Here is a 15,035-nt window from a genome sequence, read left to right on the forward strand (position 1 = left end):
CATTCATCGATCGCCGTCCGGCAATTCGAGGGGGGCGGCGGATGCTTGCTGCGTGAGCTCTTGCGGCGGAAACAGCAAGGCCTTGACCTGGTCGTCGAGCATGTGCTGCACAGCGACCCATTGCACCGGCCCGAGCGTGTCGTCGGCCACGGGCCCGAGCCAGCGGGCATGCGGCGTGTCAATGCCGCTATGAGTGAATTGCTCGGCTTCGATGCGCCGCGTTTGCGTGGCACGCTCGACGATCAGTCCGAGCACGCGAGAGGTGGCGCCGGTATGCGCCGCGCAGTCCTGAGGATCCGGCGCGCCGTCGTAGCGAACCAGCACCAGCCGGGTCGAGCGCAGCGCACGGGCGGCGCGCCCGAGTGCCAGGCACGGCACGTCGATCACCGGTACCGACATGCCATCGCGCATCACCACGCCGGCCACCCAGGCGGGCGCCCCGGGAATGGCCTTGGTCGGCGCCAACGGCAGGACTTCGACGATTTCGGTGGCGTCGAGCGCATAACGCTCACCGTCGAGGTCGAACAGGAGAAATAGCATCGGTGCGCTCCAGTGAGCCCTGATCCCGCGTTTCAGGCGCCAATCTTGAAACGCGATACGCCGGTGCGCAACTGATTGGCGACCAGCGTCAGATCGTCGATTGCCTGCGAGGACTGGCGCAGCGATTCGGCCGTTTGCTGCGCGGCTTCCGACAATTGCGACAGGGCCTGGGTGATCTGCTCGGCGCTGGTGGCCTGGGTCTGCATCCCTTCATTCACCATATGAAAGCGCGGCGCCAGCGTCTGCACCTCGTGGATGATCTGCGAGAGCTGAGCGCCGACTTCCTGCACGTCGCGCATGCCGCGCCGCACTTCCTCGGAGAACTTGTCCATGCCCATCACGCCGGCCGACACTGCCGATTGGATTTCCTTGACGGTCTGCTCGATGTCGTAGGTGGCCACCGCGGTCTGGTCGGCCAGACGGCGGATCTCGGTGGCGACCACCGCAAAACCGCGCCCGTACTCGCCGGCCTTTTCCGCTTCGATGGCGGCATTGAGCGAGAGCAGGTTGGTCTGATCGGCGACCTTGGTGATGGTCGACACGACCTGGTTGATGTTGACCGCCTTCTCGTTGAGCACCGCCAGCTTCGCGTTGACCGAACCGGCTGCCTCCATCACGCCGCGCATGGTTTCCTCCATCCGCGTGAGCCCGCTCTGGCTCGCGCCGGCCAGCGTCGCCGACTGCTCCGCCACAGTCGACACTTCGTTCATGGTGTGCAGCAAGTCGCGCGAGGTGGCGAAGATCTCGCGCGAGGTCGCACCGATTTCGGTGGTGGTGGCCGCGGTTTCGTTGGCGGTGGCCTGCTGTTCCTTGGAGGTGGCGGCGATTTCGGTGACCGAGGTCGTGACCTGCAGCGACGACTTCTGCGCCTGCGCGACCAACGCGGTCAACTCGTCGGCCATGCGGTTGAAGTCGGTCTCCAGCATGCCGAATTCATCCTTGCGGCGCAGTTTGAGGCGGCGCGTGAGATCGCCGGTGCGCATCACGTCTAGCACTTCGACCAGCCGTGCCATTGGCACGGTGATCGATCTGAGCAACGCGTAGCCGGTGATCAGCGCGGCAAATAGCACGACGCCCAGCGCCATGGCCAGCGAAATTTCGGTCCCGTTGACCGAGTCCCGGATCAATTGCGTCGAACCGTTCGCCTGGTCGTGATTTTCCGTGACTAAATCGCGCGCGGCGTGGTCGACATTGTCCCAGGCCGAGCTCACGCGCGCGAAGTCGGCCTGGGCGGCCGCCTTGGACGTCCCGGCCTGCTCGGCGGCGTGCTTGACCAGTGCCAGGTATGTGTCCACGGCGCTCCTGAATGCCTGGAAGCGGCTCCGGTCGTCGGCCCGGAACACGGTGACCTGGTAACCGGCCGAGTCGCGGTTGAATTGCTGCAGGGTTCGATCGAGCCGGTCGAGATCGTGCGCCGTGGTGGCGGCGTCGCCGTCGACGAAGACAGCTCGCTCGAGGATCGCGTAGCTCTCGCCCAGCGAGGCGCGCAGCGCCGTGGCGTAGTAGAGGCCCGGCACGGAATCGCGCTGCAGGCTGACGGCTTCGCCGTCGATCGTGCGCAGGCGAAGATAGGAAATTTCCGCCGCGAGCAGCATAAGCAGGAGGATCAACCCAAAACTGCACACAATCCGTTTGCCCAGCGAAAAACCGCCGCTGTTGAGGCTGGTCGGGGCGGAAGGGGGAAGGGACGTCGTCGCAGTAGCCATTGTTCTCAATCTCTGGGCGAGGAAAGGATTCGCCCGGCAAGTCGGCTGCCGGGCAAAGTGGAACAATGGTACAGAAACCGCGCAATTTCGGGAATGTTCTTATGTTGATTGCGCAGCCGCGGCGGCCGCGCTCGACGCCGCCGGCATCGCGCAGGGTGCTACACGGGGTCTCGCCGCCGAGGCCCGAGCCGGCGGCGTCGACGGCTCACACGCCGTGCATCAGGCACTTTTGATCTGACGCAGCGGCGCCGCCGCCTGCCCTTTGGCTTCGGGCGCGGCCGTGCGCTCCCGCTCGCTTGAAGCCAGATACCGCAGGCAGCATACACGCAAAAAAGACGCGAAATTGGTCACTTCGCCGCGCAGCGTGGTGAGTTCGTCATACAGCTTGACGACGAACTGGCTGGTGGTCAGATTCTCGCGCTCGGCGATGTCGTGGAGCACGTCCCAGAAGAGATTTTCCAGCCTGACCGTGGTGATCACGCCGTGCACGCGCAGCGAACGTGTTCGGGACTCATAAAGCATCGGATCTGCCTTCACATAGACATTGCACATGGCGTGTCTCCTAACTCGAATGTCGCACCCGCCGCGAACCCGCGCGGCCGGGCGTGGACGATGGCGCCGCGATCACGGCGTGATTTGCGTGCCGAGTACTTTCAGAAATTCGGCGATAAAGCGCGGATGGGCCGGCCATGCGGGCGCGGTGACCAGATTGCCGTCGACCGCCGCCTGATCCAGCCCGATCGCCTGATAGACGCCACCGGCGAGTTCCACCTCGGGTTGACAGGCAGGATACGCCGAACATTTGCGCCCCGCCAGCACATTGGCGGCGGCCAGGATTTGCGCGCCGTGGCACACCGCCGCGGTCGGCTTGCCCTCGCTCATGAAGTGCCTGACGATGGCGATGACCTGCGGGTTGAGCCGCAGATATTCAGGAGCACGACCTCCGGCGATGACCAGCGCGTCGTAATCCTGTGCGCGCACCGCAGCGAAATCGGCATTGAGCGTGAAGTTGTGACCGCGTTTTTCGCTGTAGGTCTGGTCGCCCTCGAAGTCGTGGATTGCTGTCTTGATGGTTTGCCCGGACGTCTTGCCCGGGCAAACCGCGTGAACCGTGTGGCCGACCATCAGCAGCATCTGGAACGGGACCATCACCTCGTAATCCTCGGCAAAATCGCCGACCAGCATCAATATCCTTTTCTGTGCCATGGCGTTTATCTCCAATGAAAGGCGGTCTGCAGCAGCGCACGTTGCGGGCAGCCATCGCATGAATCCCCCGTGCGGTGGCTGCGACCTTACCGCGCCGGCTCAGGCCGGATTGCTATTCATCTGCCCGAGTTCGCATCAGATGACGCGCTGCCGCATTTGCTCTGCGATGTGCTCGGCCTGCCGGATGGCGAGCGTGACAATCGTGAGCGTCGGGTTTTCCGCGGCACCAGTAGTGAACTGACTGCCGTCGGAGATGAACAGATTCTTCACGTCGTGCGTCTGGCCGAACTTGTTGCACACGCCGTCGGCCGCGCGCGCGCTCATCCGGCAGGTGCCCAGGTTATGGGTGGACGGGTAGGGCGGCACCTGATAGACACGCTTGGCGCCGACGGCCTCGTAGACCGCCGAGCCCTGACGCAGGCCGTGCGCGCGCATGGCCTCGTCGTTGGGGTGGTCGTCGAAGTGCACATTGGCCACCGGCATGCCGTATTGATCCTTGACCGCCGAATTCAGGGTGATGCGGTTGGTTTCGCGCGGCATGTCCTCGCCGACGATCCACATCCCGGCGGTATGCGCGTATTCGTCCATCGCTTGCGTGAAGTTCGTGCCCCAGGCGCCGGGGTTCAGGAAGGCTGCATAGAACGACAGCCCCAGCGAGATCGTTTCCATGTGATAGCCGCCCACGAAACCGCGGCTCGGATCGAAGCGTGCCTCGTCGCTGATGATGCCGGCCATCGTCGTGCCCTTGTACATGTCGACCTTGTTCTCGAACACGCCATAGACCGACGCGGTAGTGTGTCGCATGTAGTTGCGTCCGACCTGGCCCGACGAATTGGCCAGCCCGTTGGGAAACAGTGCCGATTCCGAATTGAGCAGCAGGCGCGGCGACTCGATCGAATTGCCCGCCACGCTCACCACGCGAGCCTTCTGGCGCTGCAGCTTGCCCTGGGCATCGTGATAGAGCACCGCCGACGCGTTGCCGTGCATGTCGTGTTCGATGCGCACGACCTGCGTTTGCGTGCGCAACTCCATATGGCCGGTGGCCTGCGCGTGCGGGATTTCGGTATAGAGGGTCGACCACTTGGCGCCGGTGCGGCAGCCCTGAAAGCAGAAGCCGCGCTGAAAGCAGTGGCTGCGGCCGTCGCGAACCTGGCTGTTGATCGCCATATGCCCGGTGTTACATTCCTTGTAGCCGAGCTTGGTGGCGCCGGCATGCATCACCTTGAAGTTATTGTTGCCGGGCAGGCCGGGAATGCCATGGGTGCGCGTGACGCCCATTTTGTTTTCGGCCCGCGCGTAATAAGGGTCGAGCTCCTCGCGCGTGACCGACCAGTCCAGCAGGTTGGCGCCGGGCAGTGCGCCGTAGGTGGTGCGCGCCTTGAATTCATGGGGCTGGATACGCAAGCTCGCACCCGCCCAGTGCACCGTGGTGCCGCCCACCGTCTTGCAGATCCAGGCCGGCAGGTTGGGAAAGTCACGCGCGACGCGCCACGATCCCGAGGTGGTGCGCTTGTCGAGCCAGGAAAGCTGCTGGAAGGCAGGCCACTCGTCGGCGATAAAGTCGCCGCGGTTGTGCAGCTTTCCCGCCTCCAGCACGACCACGTCGATGCCTTTCTGGGCAAGCTCATTGGCGAGCGTGCCGCCGCCGGCGCCGGACCCGATGATGACGACCACATGGTCATCGTCGAGCGAGAAATTGATTTTGTTGTAGTTCGCGTCCATCGATGTCTCCTGCAATATGTCTATTTAGCTATCCTGGGGGATCGGCCCGCTGTCTTTGGCGGGAGGATTGGGCAGCCAGGCCAGATCGTTGAACCCTTTGTGCAGATAGCCGCCATCGCCTTCTTCCCCGCCGTAGCCGAAATGGGCATAGGCCATGGTGTTGCTGTACAGGGAGACCACCGCCGTGCTTCTGACCAGTTCGAAGAACGGGTCACCCTCCATCGACGCCACGTCGACCGCCTGCAGCGACGCGGAGCGCTTGAGCCAGTTGGTGCCGGCGATGCTGTCGAGGCGCTTGACGCCTGCCAGCAGTGTCTTCCGGTTGGCGGGATCTGCCTTGGCTTTTTGATCGAGCGCCTTGACGACCAGCGCATATACGGCGTCTTCGAGTCCCTTGTGCGGGTAGAGGTGACGCGTGAAGGCGAGGATGACCGCGCCCTGATGCGCGTCGAAGGTCGACATTTCGAGCGCCCACACGCGGCTTGGCGCGACCATCGCCAGTGTCGACGAGACTGCCAGCGTGCCTGTCAGAATGCCGGCACCCTTGAGCAGACTGCGGCGCGTGAGCCGGATGGCGGCGATACTTTCAACGGGACCCCGGCAATCATCCGCCTGGATCGGAATCACAGCACGTTTCATGTTTGTCTCCTGAATTTTTGTTGGGGGGACTGCTGTTTTATGACTGTCGATGATTTGCGGCCGGTCTCACTGATAATGGCCGTGACGCTCGAGCACTTCTATCTTGTAACCGTCGGGATCCTGTACAAAGAAATATCGCGCCAGCAATTGACTGGCACCGTCGTGAAACTCGCGAACGTCAGCCGGATTGAAGCCGAGGTCCCGCATGCGCTGGTGCGCCTGAGCGACGTTGTCGACGCAAAAGGCGACGTGGCCATAGCCGTCGCCGTGTGTGTAGGGTTCCGTACGCGACTTATTCCAAGTCAACTCGATCTCGTTGTCGGCCTGTTCGTTGCGCAAATAAACCAGCGAGAAGTCGGCAAAGTCGAGCCTATGCGAGATGTGCAGATCGAATGCCGTCTCGTAAAAGCGCAACGACTTATCGAGATCGAGCACGCGGATCATGGTGTGAATCAATTTGGCCATTCGGCACCTCCTTGAACACGATTGTAGGAATCGCGATCGGTGCGAAGGTAATGCCTGGCTAAATTGATCTAAGGGATTACCCGAGGTAGCACGGGGCGCCGATTCCTTTGAACCGGGTGGCGAGCATTGACCTCACGTTGTATCCGCGTTGCCCGTTGCGGCCATTGGGAGCCAACGCGAACGACGCGTCGAGCAATGCCATGCGCGAGAGCATCCCGGTGTCGCTGCTTGAGATGGCAGGCGTGCGAGACTTGCTGCCAGCGCCCGAGCTGGCGGGGTTACCTGTCGGCCTGAAACGACACAACCCGCCCGGAATGCCGGACGGGTCGTTCGATCTGGGGACCGGGCTTGCGCTTAATTGTTCGCGTGGCCGTATTGATGTGCCACGTGCTTGCCCTCGTGGCGCCGAGCGGTGTGGTGGCGGGTGTGCGTATAACGCGTGCGGGTGCGCGAATCCGCCAGGTTGGCGTGAGTGCTGCTGCGGTCTTGCGCGCGTGCCATCCCGGTATCCCGATCCGACGCCGAGAAGCCATTCGTATTTGCGATGCCGTGGCCGCTCATATGCGAGCTCGACATGCCGCCGGCCTGCAAGCCGACGGAGCCGCCGCCCACGCCAGCGCTCATGCCGGCGCCGACTCCAGTGCCCATGCCGCCGCCCATGCCACCGCCGCGGGCCTGAGCGTTGAATGCGGCCAGCGACATCGCGGCCAGCGCAACACCGATCAGGTAATTTACTTTCCTCATGCCAACTCCTTGACTGCTTGGGTAAATGCACCACTCGCCGTGGCAATATGTTCAACCCAATTTAGCGGCGCGCCGAGTCGGCATGTGCTACGGGCCTGTGACGTCTGTAACCAGCTGTAAGGAATTGCCGATTGCTGTCCAATTCCGACGTTGGATCGTGGCGAGCGGCCCTGGATTACGCCGCCGGCCCATCGTCCTCGATATCGGATTCGTTGCGTGCCGGCATGCCGTTTTTCTTGCGCTTGTTCGCATACATGCTCGCGTCGGCCAAGGCGAATGCCTTTTTCAGCGTGCCGCCTTCGGATTTCATTGCCAGCCCGGCTGAAATACTGATGTCCACCGCTTTCAGGGCGGTTGCCAAGCGTGCTGCAAGCGCCTCGGCTTCGGACGAAGAGATATCCTGCATCAGGATGGCAAACTCGTCGGCGCCCAGCCGGGCCACGCAATCGCGCCGACGCAGCACCGCGTGGATGGTCTGAGCGGCGCGCCGCAACATCTCGTCGCCTGCGGCTCGGCCGTCGCGTTCATTGACTGCTTTGAGGTCGTCGACATCGAGCACGGCGATCATCGCGTCTTCGTCACTCGCCTTGAGCCCAGCCTCAATTTGTTGCAGGTATTGGTCCCAGCCGGTCCGGTTGAGCGTGCCGGTCAGCGGGTCGAGCAGCTCTTCGTGGCGAGTATCGAGCACCAGCCGTTCGGTGGTGATGAGCTCGGCATGCAAGTGCATGATGCCAACCATGCTCGCCAGGGTCGGAGTCAAGATGCGACTATCGGGTGTCGGCGACTGCGTGCCGCCATGCAGCCAGCCGAGTAAAGCGCCGCGGCTGTAGCCGCCACAGGGCGTGAGCATGGCCCGAAAGATTTGCGACACACCGGCCCGTGCGCCGAGCAGATCGAGTTCCGCGGCATTTGCCGGGCGAAATTCGAAGGGCTCTGCATCGGCGTCGCCGGGTGTGGCGCGGTCGAGCACGGTTTGCGCAAGTAGTGCGAGGTCGGTATTCCCGACTTCGCCCGAGACCGCCAATGCGTGCCAGTCACCGCCCTTGTGCTGGAAAACTGCCCAGGCGGTCAACGGCAGTCCGGTTTGCAGAACCTGTAACTGTGCCGTCAGGGCTTCGCGGGCCAGATAATCGGCCCGACTGCCGTGAGATTCGAACCCTTTCATCGTGATTGGTATCCCCGTTGAGTCTATTGTGCCCGTTTGGTGTCGCGGGCTGCGTTGCGCCGATTGTCCCACAAGCCGGCGCGCTCGGGCGGCCGCAATGTGATGGGTGTCCAATCGTCGCAACAGCGGCGAGGCTGGTAGCGTCTTGCTAGACGACTGGTCTAATTCTGCGTTATTATGCACTCCCATGAACGCTACCAGCGCCGCCGAAATGCGGCAACACATCCTCGACACTGCCAAGCCCATCATGTTGCGCAAGGGCTTCACCGGTGTCGGCCTGAATGAAATTCTCGCCACTGCCGGCATTCCGAAGGGTTCGTTCTATCATTACTTCGGTTCGAAGGAAGTCTTTGGCGAAGCGCTGCTCAACGCCTACTTTGCCGATTATCTCGACTACCTCGACCAACTGCTGGTGCGCGATTCCGGCACCGGCGCGCAGCGGCTGATGCGCTACTGGGCCGATTGGCAAGCGATGCAGGCGGGCGACACCCCCGATCGCAAATGTCTGGTGGTCAAGCTCGGGGCCGAAGTATGCGATCTGTCGGAGGCCATGCGCGCCGTGCTCGAACGGGGTACCGCGCAGATCGTCGAGCGTCTGGCGCGATGCATCGAGGCAGGTCAGGGCGACGGCTCTCTCGACGCCGGTATCGAGCCGCATACCACCGCGGCCACGCTCTACGAGCTTTGGCTGGGCGCCACGCTGCTGGAAAAAATCCGGCGCGACGGCCGCCCGCTCGATGTGGCGATGACCGCCACCCGGCAATTGCTGGGTCTGGACGCCACTTCCTGACGAATTTATCCGGCGCATTTGCTGGCGCGGCGCTCGCGCAAGCAAAGGTACGCCATTTTTTTCTCGTCCATCGAGACGACTGGTCTAATAGGAAGCGCGTTTTATGCAGAACTTCGACTACTTCAACCCTACCCGTATCGTCTTTGGCGAAGACACCATCGGTCGCCTGAGCGAGCTGCTGCCGAGCGGGGCGCGCGTGCTGGTGCTGTATGGCGGCGCCAGCGCCGAGAAAAACGGCACGCTGGCCGAGGTGCGCGCCGCGCTGGCCAAGCATGACTTCGCGGAATTCGGCGGGATCGAGCCGAACCCGTCGTACGAAACGCTGATGCGCGCGGTCGGCCAGGTGCACCGCGAGCAGCGCGATTTTCTGCTGGCGGTGGGCGGCGGCTCGGTGATCGACGGCACCAAGTTCGTCGCCGCCGCGGCGCTGTTCGACGGCGAGCCGTGGCAGATCATGGAAGCGCGCGGCGAGAACGTCACGCGCGCGCTGCCGCTGGGCAGCGTGCTGACCCTGCCGGCCACCGGCTCCGAGATGAACAACGGTGCGGTGATTACCCGGCGTGCCACGCATGCCAAGCTGCCGTTTCACAGCCAGCACACCTTTCCGCGATTCTCGATCCTCGACCCGCGCAAGACCTTCACGCTGCCGCCGCGCCAGGTCGCCAACGGCGTGGTCGATGCCTTCACCCACATCATCGAGCAATACCTGACTTACCCGGCCGGCGGCCTCGCGCAAGACCGCTTCGCCGAGGGCCTGCTGCAAACGCTGATCGAAATCGGCCCGCGCGCGCTGGCCGAACCGCACGACTATGAAGTCCGTGCCAACCTGATGTGGGTCGCCACGCTCGCGCTCAACGGGCTGATCGGCGCGGGCGTGCCGCATGACTGGGCCACGCACATGATCGGGCATGAACTCACCGCCCGGTATAACATCGACCATGCGCGCACGCTTGCTATCGTGTTGCCGCCGATGCTGCAGGTGCGCCGCGACAGCAAGCGCGCCAAACTGCTGCAATACGCGCAACGCGTGTGGGGCATCACGCAGGGCAGCGAAGACGAGCGCATCGATGCGGCCATCGAGCGCACCCGCGCGTTCTTCGAAAGCCTCGACGTGAAGACCCGGCTACAGGACTATGCAATCAATGCCGCCGCGCTCGACGATCTGATCGCGCAGCTCGAAGCGCATGACATGACCGCGCTCGGCGAGCGGCAGGACGTCACGCTCGAGGTGAGCCGCCGCGTGCTCGAAGCCGCGCTCTGAGCGACGTACCGAATCCCACCCGAGGACACAGGCCGCCTGCACCGGCCCGTGCCTCGCCCGCTGACCCTGAGCCCTATCCAAGGAGCCTGCCTCATGAAGATTCTTTTCGTTCTGACCTCGCACGACCAGTTGGGCAACACCGGCAAGAAAACCGGCTTCTGGCTGGAAGAATTCGCCGCGCCGTACTACGCGCTCAAGGACGCCGGGGCCGAACTCACGCTCGCCTCGCCACACGGCGGACAGCCGCCGCTCGACCCGAAAAGCAGCGACCCTTCGGCGCAAACCGAGGCCACGCGCCGCTTCGCCGCAGACCCGGTCGCGCAGGACGGCCTGGCCAACACCCGCAAGCTCGCCGAAGTGCGCGCCGCCGACTACGACGCGGTGTTCTATCCGGGCGGGCACGGACCGCTGTGGGACCTCGCCGAGGACCGGCACTCGATCGCGCTGATCGAGCAAATGATTGCCGCCGGCAGGCCGGTGGCCGCGGTCTGCCATGCCCCTGGCGTGCTGCGCCATGTCAAGGCGAAAGATGGCGAGCCGCTGGTCAACAGCCGCAAGGTCACGGGATTTTCGAACAGTGAGGAAGCAGCGGTGGAGCTCACCGACGTGGTGCCGTTCCTGGTCGAGGACATGCTCGCGGCCAACGGCGGCGAGTATTCGAAAGCGGCCGACTGGGCGCCGCACGTGGTGGTCGACGGCCTGCTGATCACCGGTCAGAATCCGGCTTCGTCGGAGCCGGCGGCCAAGGCGCTGCTCGACAAACTGCGCGGCGCCTGAGGCTCAAAAAAACGCGGCTCGCATCGTCGGCCGTTGCCGTACCACACCGCCACGGCGGCCGATGGCGATGCGCACCGGCCGCCGCCATCGCAACAAGCCATCACCTCCCGGGCTCACATCGAGCGGTTCCGAGACGTGCGCTCATGCGCCTCGTGTTGCACGTCGCGCCGAATATCGCGCCGCACCGAACGCTTTACTTCGTGATGCCGCACGATTGAGCGATGCATCTCGTGGTCAGAGGTACGGTAACGCGCGCGATCACGCGTCATCGGCGCACGCCGGATGTCATGCCGCTGCGCCATTTCATGCGGCGGCGCCACGCGCCGGTCGGCCGAGCGCTGGTTGGGACTGACCTGAATATCGCCGCCCGTGCGCACTGGGCCGGCGGTGACGCCGGCCTGCATGCCGCTGCTCATGCCAATGTTCTCGCGCGCCTGCGCATTCATCGCAAACGCCGCCATCGCGGCCAGCGCGGCCAGCGCGGCCGCCACAAAACAATTTGCTTTTTTCATACCGACTCCCGGTCACTGGCCCGCCAGACGATCGGGCGGGTCGATGAAATGCAGTCTAGCCGCGCCGATGCGCGCCGGGTGATACCGGGTAGTGACGTGTGTAACGGGGTGTAAAGCGAACCGGCATCGTTCAGCAAGCCGAAATAGTCGACGCATTGAGAATACAGGGTCCAAGGCACGAACTGTGTCGGCTGGCCGATGAGGTGGGGCAGTGAGCCCGGCGGCGTGGCGTGCCATCAAGGGGGTGAGTGACCACGCTGATCAGGCGAGCCGCACCACCACCTTGCCGAAGGTGTTGCCTGCCTCGAAATAGCGGAATGCCGACAGCGTGTCGGCGAAGTCGAAGACGCGATCGATCACTGGCGCCGTGAGGTGAGCCGAGATCGCGCGGTTCATCGCTTCGAATTGGGCGCGACTGCCGACCGCAACGCGGCGCATGGTGGCTACGCTGCCAGCGATCGCACGAACATCGATTGTCGTGGTCTGGTTGGCAAGCCAGCCGACGATCGCGATCTGGCCCTCGATCGCTACCGATTTCAGTGACTTCTCAAGCGTGCCGCCGCCGCCCACTTCGATGACATGATCGACGCCGCGGCCGCCGGTCAATTCGCGGACCGCCGCATGCCATTGCGGATCGGCCCTGTAGTTGAGGACTGCGTCGGCCCCCAGGCGACGCAGGCGTTCGGCCTTGGCGTCGCTGGAGGTCGTGGCGATCACCCGTGCGCCGTGCATTTTGGCGAACGCGAGCGCGAACAGCGACACCGATCCGGATCCGAGCGTCAGCACGGTGTCGCCAGGCGACGGTGGACGAAGCCCGGTCAGCGCGTTCCACGCGGTCACGCCGGCGCAGGGCAGCGTCGCCGCCTGCTCGAACGACAGGTGGTCCGGAATGCGCACCACCGCATCCTCGTTTGCCACGACGAATTCCGCGAGCATCCCATCGAGCGAGCCGCCAATTTGCGCGGCGACATCCAGGCTGAATCGGCCGTCGATCCAACGCGGAAACACTGAGCCGGCGACGCGGTCGCCGACCTTGTGGCGCACCACGCCGGTGCCGACGTCAATGATCTCGCCGGCCCCGTCGGCCAAAAGTACGACGTCGGGCTTGACGGGCAGCGTGTAATACCCGCGCAGGATCATCAATTCACGGGCATTGAGGGCACAGGCGTGGATGCGGATGAGCACCTCGCCGGGGCCTGGCGCGGGCCTTTGACGCTCGCGAACGCTGATTCCAGCGATGCCGGCACCCAGGCTGGCGTGATAGCTTTTCATGGATTTTTTCTCCTCGGTTCAGGCGGCCACGGATATGGTCATTTGCCGGCGCGGACCCACGTCGACGGCAGGCTGGTGCCGGTCAACCATGTGACGACGGCTGCGCCTGGCCGGGCACGAATTGGTAGTCGGTGACGATGCGCCCATCGGTGTCGAGCATCAGGAATTCAAGTCCGACGGCCAGTACCGTGTCATCGTGACCCGCCAGCATCTCCCAGTGGAAAGTGACAACGTCGCGCAGCGCGCACGCGTCCCTGACCGCCCGGAAGCGGTTGCCCGCCAGCGCGACGTTTTTCTCGTGCGACCCGATAATCCGCTGCTCGAGTTCCTCGTAGCCACGGGCCTCGCGCGTGCCCACATAATGGGTGCCGTTGGCCACCCACAGCGCCGCGATCTGCCGTCGCCGCAGCTCGGCGTTACGCTCGTTCCAAACCTCCACATACCGGTTGGCAAGTTCCTGCGGATCGATCATGGCAACTCTCCTCAAAATGGCGGCAACGGCCGCCTTGGCAGTTATGATGGCAGGGCCAAATAGAAAAATAAATTGATATGATAAGAATGGCTTGATTAGATTTTCTTAACAATACAGCGATGACCCATACCAACGAATTCACGGGCCTTGCCGAGTTTCTGGCGGTTGCCAGGCATGCGAGTTTCCGCGCGGCCGGGGCCGAGCTGGGCGTCACGCCGTCCGCGGTCAGCCAGGCCATTCGCTCGCTCGAGACGCGCATCGGATTGCCATTGTTTCTGCGCACGACGCGCAGTGTTTCCTTGACCGAGGCAGGATCCCGACTGATGAGCCGGCTGGCGCCGGCAGCCGTCGAAATCAATGAGGCTTTGGGCGCGCTCGACGCCTTGCGCGAGCGTCCGGCCGGCAATCTGCGCCTGTCCGTGCCGCGGATTGCCATGGAATTGATAATCGCGCGCATCCTGCCCGAATTCCGGCGGCTTTACCCTGATGTGACGGTCGAAATTGACGTCAACGACGCCACGGTCGATCTGTCTACCGCGCAGTTCGATGCGGGGATTCGCATCGAGGAGTTTGTCGAGCGCGATATGGTCGCGGTCCGGCTGACGCCCGACTTTCGCTGGGTCGTAGTCGGATCGCCCGCCTATTTCGCGGCGCGCGGCCGCCCACGCTCGCCGAAGGATTTGATGCAGCACGAGTGCGTCCGCTATCGTTTTCCATCGGCGCACACGATTTATCGCTGGCAATTCCTGCGGCGCGGCGGCGAATACTCGCTCGATGCGCCCGGTGGAATCGTCGTCAACGACCATCTCGGGATGGTCGAGTTCGCCAGGCTGGGGCTGGGTCTTGCCTATACCGTCGACTGCCTCGTGAAAGACGACATCGAATCCGGTGCACTCGAGGAAGTTCTTGCGCCGCACCTGCCGACCAAAGCCGGCCTGTTTCTCTATTTTCCGGTTCGAAGCCAGACGCAGCCGAAGCTGCGGGCTTTCATCGACATTGCGACGGCATACTGGGGAGGGCGCAGATAGCGAGCGACGGCCACGATGTTCGGAATGATGACGCCGAACGACTCCCGTTGCCGGAACGCTTGTCCGTGAGGGCGTCGCCGCGTGACACGCCCGAGCGACCCGGCGTATTCCGGGGTTGCGGCGATGCGCTGCGTTCGGTGCGCCCGTGGCGAGTGTGCTAACTTTGCCGACATCCGACGCGAGTTGCCCGGCCGGATGGCGAATTCGCAAATTCAGCATTTGGGCGGCACGCCGAGACGCCGAGGCGTTGTTTTCGCCGCCCGGATCGACTATATCCGATGGAGCGCACCAGATGTCTGCGTATGAGTTGACCCAACACCCTCTGCATCTCGGGCTTGGCGCGACCGCCTCCGTGGAGCCGACGTTTACCGGCTCAATGGACTGGTACTCGGCCTATGAGGCTCGTCACGCGAAGGACGGCATCGAAGGACGTCTGGTCAGCATGCACTCATTCGCCGAATCCTGGACAACGTGGGAGATGCATCCTCATGGCAGCGAGGTCGTGCTCTGTACCGGAGGACGAATGACATTGCACCAGGAGCAGCCAGACGGAACAACGTCGAGCGTCACGCTGAGGCCCGGGCAGTATGCGGTGAACCAGCCTGGGACGTGGCATACGGCGGATGTCGAGGGTGAAGCTACTGCGGTGTTCATTACTGCGGGCATGGGTACCCGGCATCGACCAAGATGACCGCGAATCGCGCCTGTGCGTTCGCGAGACGCTCATCGGATGTAC

At 63.6% G+C, this 15,035-nt stretch carries 16 protein-coding genes; 4 read left to right on the plus strand and 12 right to left on the minus strand.

Features of this window, described 5'->3' with window-relative positions; translation table 11 throughout:
• Positions 1-3: 3 nt before the first annotated feature.
• The 9 genes from PATSB16_RS07375 to PATSB16_RS07415 all read right to left on the minus strand — a co-directional run bounded on the left by PATSB16_RS07375 (position 4) and on the right by PATSB16_RS07415 (position 8,376).
• Entirely contained in the window at positions 4-540 is a 537-nt protein-coding gene (locus tag PATSB16_RS07375; RefSeq protein ID WP_047213479.1) for a chemotaxis protein CheW, read from the minus strand.
• A gap of 32 nt (positions 541-572) precedes the next feature.
• Positions 573-2,246 carry a methyl-accepting chemotaxis protein gene (locus PATSB16_RS07380; RefSeq protein WP_047213480.1) on the minus strand — a complete coding sequence of 558 codons (1,674 nt, stop codon included), beginning with the start codon at positions 2,244-2,246 and terminating at the stop codon, positions 573-575.
• Between the two features lie 219 nt (positions 2,247-2,465).
• A complete protein-coding gene (locus PATSB16_RS07385) occupies positions 2,466-2,798 on the minus strand; it encodes a ribbon-helix-helix domain-containing protein (protein WP_047213482.1) in 333 nt (110 codons plus the stop codon).
• A 72-nt stretch (positions 2,799-2,870) separates the two neighbouring features.
• A complete protein-coding gene (locus PATSB16_RS07390; RefSeq protein WP_047213484.1) occupies positions 2,871-3,452 on the minus strand; it encodes a DJ-1/PfpI family protein in 582 nt (193 codons plus the stop codon).
• A gap of 135 nt (positions 3,453-3,587) precedes the next feature.
• Positions 3,588-5,174, minus strand: a complete 1,587-nt coding sequence (locus PATSB16_RS07395; protein WP_047213486.1) for a GMC family oxidoreductase — start codon at positions 5,172-5,174, stop codon at positions 3,588-3,590.
• A gap of 24 nt (positions 5,175-5,198) precedes the next feature.
• Positions 5,199-5,813, minus strand: coding sequence for a twin-arginine translocation signal domain-containing protein (locus tag PATSB16_RS07400; RefSeq protein ID WP_052892607.1), 615 nt, complete (start codon positions 5,811-5,813; stop codon positions 5,199-5,201).
• Positions 5,814-5,879: 66 nt separating this feature from the next.
• Positions 5,880-6,278, minus strand: a complete 399-nt coding sequence (locus tag PATSB16_RS07405) for a VOC family protein (RefSeq protein ID WP_047213488.1) — start codon at positions 6,276-6,278, stop codon at positions 5,880-5,882.
• Between the two features lie 354 nt (positions 6,279-6,632).
• A complete protein-coding gene (locus PATSB16_RS07410) occupies positions 6,633-6,980 on the minus strand; it encodes a hypothetical protein (RefSeq protein WP_047216360.1) in 348 nt (115 codons plus the stop codon).
• 217 nt (positions 6,981-7,197) lie between these two features.
• Complete coding sequence (locus PATSB16_RS07415; RefSeq protein WP_083566718.1) at positions 7,198-8,376, minus strand: GGDEF domain-containing protein; 1,179 nt, start codon at positions 8,374-8,376, stop codon at positions 7,198-7,200.
• On the opposite strand from PATSB16_RS07415, the gene PATSB16_RS07420 reads away from it, so the two are divergent.
• From PATSB16_RS07420 to PATSB16_RS07430, 3 genes are all read left to right on the plus strand, one after another.
• The gene (locus PATSB16_RS07420; protein WP_047213489.1) at positions 8,375-8,977 is read left to right on the plus strand and encodes a TetR/AcrR family transcriptional regulator; all 603 of its coding nucleotides are present in this window, start codon (positions 8,375-8,377) and stop codon (positions 8,975-8,977) included. The genes PATSB16_RS07415 and PATSB16_RS07420 overlap by 2 nt on opposite strands.
• Positions 8,978-9,080: 103 nt before the next feature.
• Positions 9,081-10,238 carry an iron-containing alcohol dehydrogenase gene (locus PATSB16_RS07425; RefSeq protein WP_047213490.1) on the plus strand — a complete coding sequence of 386 codons (1,158 nt, stop codon included), beginning with the start codon at positions 9,081-9,083 and terminating at the stop codon, positions 10,236-10,238.
• Between the two features lie 93 nt (positions 10,239-10,331).
• Complete coding sequence (locus PATSB16_RS07430; RefSeq protein WP_047213492.1) at positions 10,332-11,015, plus strand: type 1 glutamine amidotransferase domain-containing protein; 684 nt, start codon at positions 10,332-10,334, stop codon at positions 11,013-11,015.
• 113 nt (positions 11,016-11,128) lie between these two features.
• On the opposite strand, the gene PATSB16_RS07435 is transcribed toward PATSB16_RS07430, so the two are convergent.
• The 3 genes from PATSB16_RS07435 to PATSB16_RS07445 all read right to left on the minus strand — a co-directional run bounded on the left by PATSB16_RS07435 (position 11,129) and on the right by PATSB16_RS07445 (position 13,271).
• Complete coding sequence (locus PATSB16_RS07435; protein WP_047213493.1) at positions 11,129-11,527, minus strand: hypothetical protein; 399 nt, start codon at positions 11,525-11,527, stop codon at positions 11,129-11,131.
• A 261-nt stretch (positions 11,528-11,788) separates the two neighbouring features.
• The gene (locus tag PATSB16_RS07440) at positions 11,789-12,799 is read right to left on the minus strand and encodes a zinc-dependent alcohol dehydrogenase family protein (RefSeq protein WP_047213495.1); all 1,011 of its coding nucleotides are present in this window, start codon (positions 12,797-12,799) and stop codon (positions 11,789-11,791) included.
• A gap of 82 nt (positions 12,800-12,881) precedes the next feature.
• Positions 12,882-13,271 (minus strand): hypothetical protein, encoded by a 390-nt coding sequence (locus PATSB16_RS07445; RefSeq protein ID WP_047213496.1) that lies wholly within the window; start codon positions 13,269-13,271, stop codon positions 12,882-12,884.
• 119 nt (positions 13,272-13,390) lie between these two features.
• Here PATSB16_RS07445 and PATSB16_RS07450 point away from each other — a divergent pair, with 119 nt between their 5' ends.
• A complete protein-coding gene (locus PATSB16_RS07450; RefSeq protein ID WP_047213498.1) occupies positions 13,391-14,299 on the plus strand; it encodes a LysR family transcriptional regulator in 909 nt (302 codons plus the stop codon).
• The last annotated feature ends 736 nt before the right edge of the window (positions 14,300-15,035 follow it).

This window comes from Pandoraea thiooxydans (genome assembly GCF_001931675.1).
GTDB lineage: Bacteria > Pseudomonadota > Gammaproteobacteria > Burkholderiales > Burkholderiaceae > Pandoraea > Pandoraea thiooxydans.

Bases quoted from the DNA above. Each gene is read 5' to 3' on its own strand.
- PATSB16_RS07385 (WP_047213482.1), bottom strand. From the start codon at position 2,798: ATGTGCAATGTCTATGTGAAGGCAGATCCGATGCTTTATGAGTCCCGA.
- PATSB16_RS07435 (WP_047213493.1), bottom strand. From the start codon at position 11,527: ATGAAAAAAGCAAATTGTTTTGTGGCGGCCGCGCTGGCCGCGCTGGCC.
- PATSB16_RS07430 (WP_047213492.1), top strand. From the start codon at position 10,332: ATGAAGATTCTTTTCGTTCTGACCTCGCACGACCAGTTGGGCAACACC.
- PATSB16_RS07405 (WP_047213488.1), bottom strand. From the start codon at position 6,278: ATGGCCAAATTGATTCACACCATGATCCGCGTGCTCGATCTCGATAAG.
- PATSB16_RS07450 (WP_047213498.1), top strand. From the start codon at position 13,391: ATGACCCATACCAACGAATTCACGGGCCTTGCCGAGTTTCTGGCGGTT.
- PATSB16_RS07425 (WP_047213490.1), top strand. From the start codon at position 9,081: ATGCAGAACTTCGACTACTTCAACCCTACCCGTATCGTCTTTGGCGAA.
- PATSB16_RS07420 (WP_047213489.1), top strand. From the start codon at position 8,375: ATGAACGCTACCAGCGCCGCCGAAATGCGGCAACACATCCTCGACACT.
- PATSB16_RS07375 (WP_047213479.1), bottom strand. From the start codon at position 540: ATGCTATTTCTCCTGTTCGACCTCGACGGTGAGCGTTATGCGCTCGAC.
- PATSB16_RS07380 (WP_047213480.1), bottom strand. From the start codon at position 2,246: ATGGCTACTGCGACGACGTCCCTTCCCCCTTCCGCCCCGACCAGCCTC.
- PATSB16_RS07395 (WP_047213486.1), bottom strand. From the start codon at position 5,174: ATGGACGCGAACTACAACAAAATCAATTTCTCGCTCGACGATGACCAT.
- PATSB16_RS07445 (WP_047213496.1), bottom strand. From the start codon at position 13,271: ATGATCGATCCGCAGGAACTTGCCAACCGGTATGTGGAGGTTTGGAAC.
- PATSB16_RS07410 (WP_047216360.1), bottom strand. From the start codon at position 6,980: ATGTCGCTGGCCGCATTCAACGCTCAGGCCCGCGGCGGTGGCATGGGC.
- PATSB16_RS07400 (WP_052892607.1), bottom strand. From the start codon at position 5,813: ATGAAACGTGCTGTGATTCCGATCCAGGCGGATGATTGCCGGGGTCCC.
- PATSB16_RS07415 (WP_083566718.1), bottom strand. From the start codon at position 8,376: ATGGGAGTGCATAATAACGCAGAATTAGACCAGTCGTCTAGCAAGACG.
- PATSB16_RS07390 (WP_047213484.1), bottom strand. From the start codon at position 3,452: ATGGCACAGAAAAGGATATTGATGCTGGTCGGCGATTTTGCCGAGGAT.
- PATSB16_RS07440 (WP_047213495.1), bottom strand. From the start codon at position 12,799: ATGAAAAGCTATCACGCCAGCCTGGGTGCCGGCATCGCTGGAATCAGC.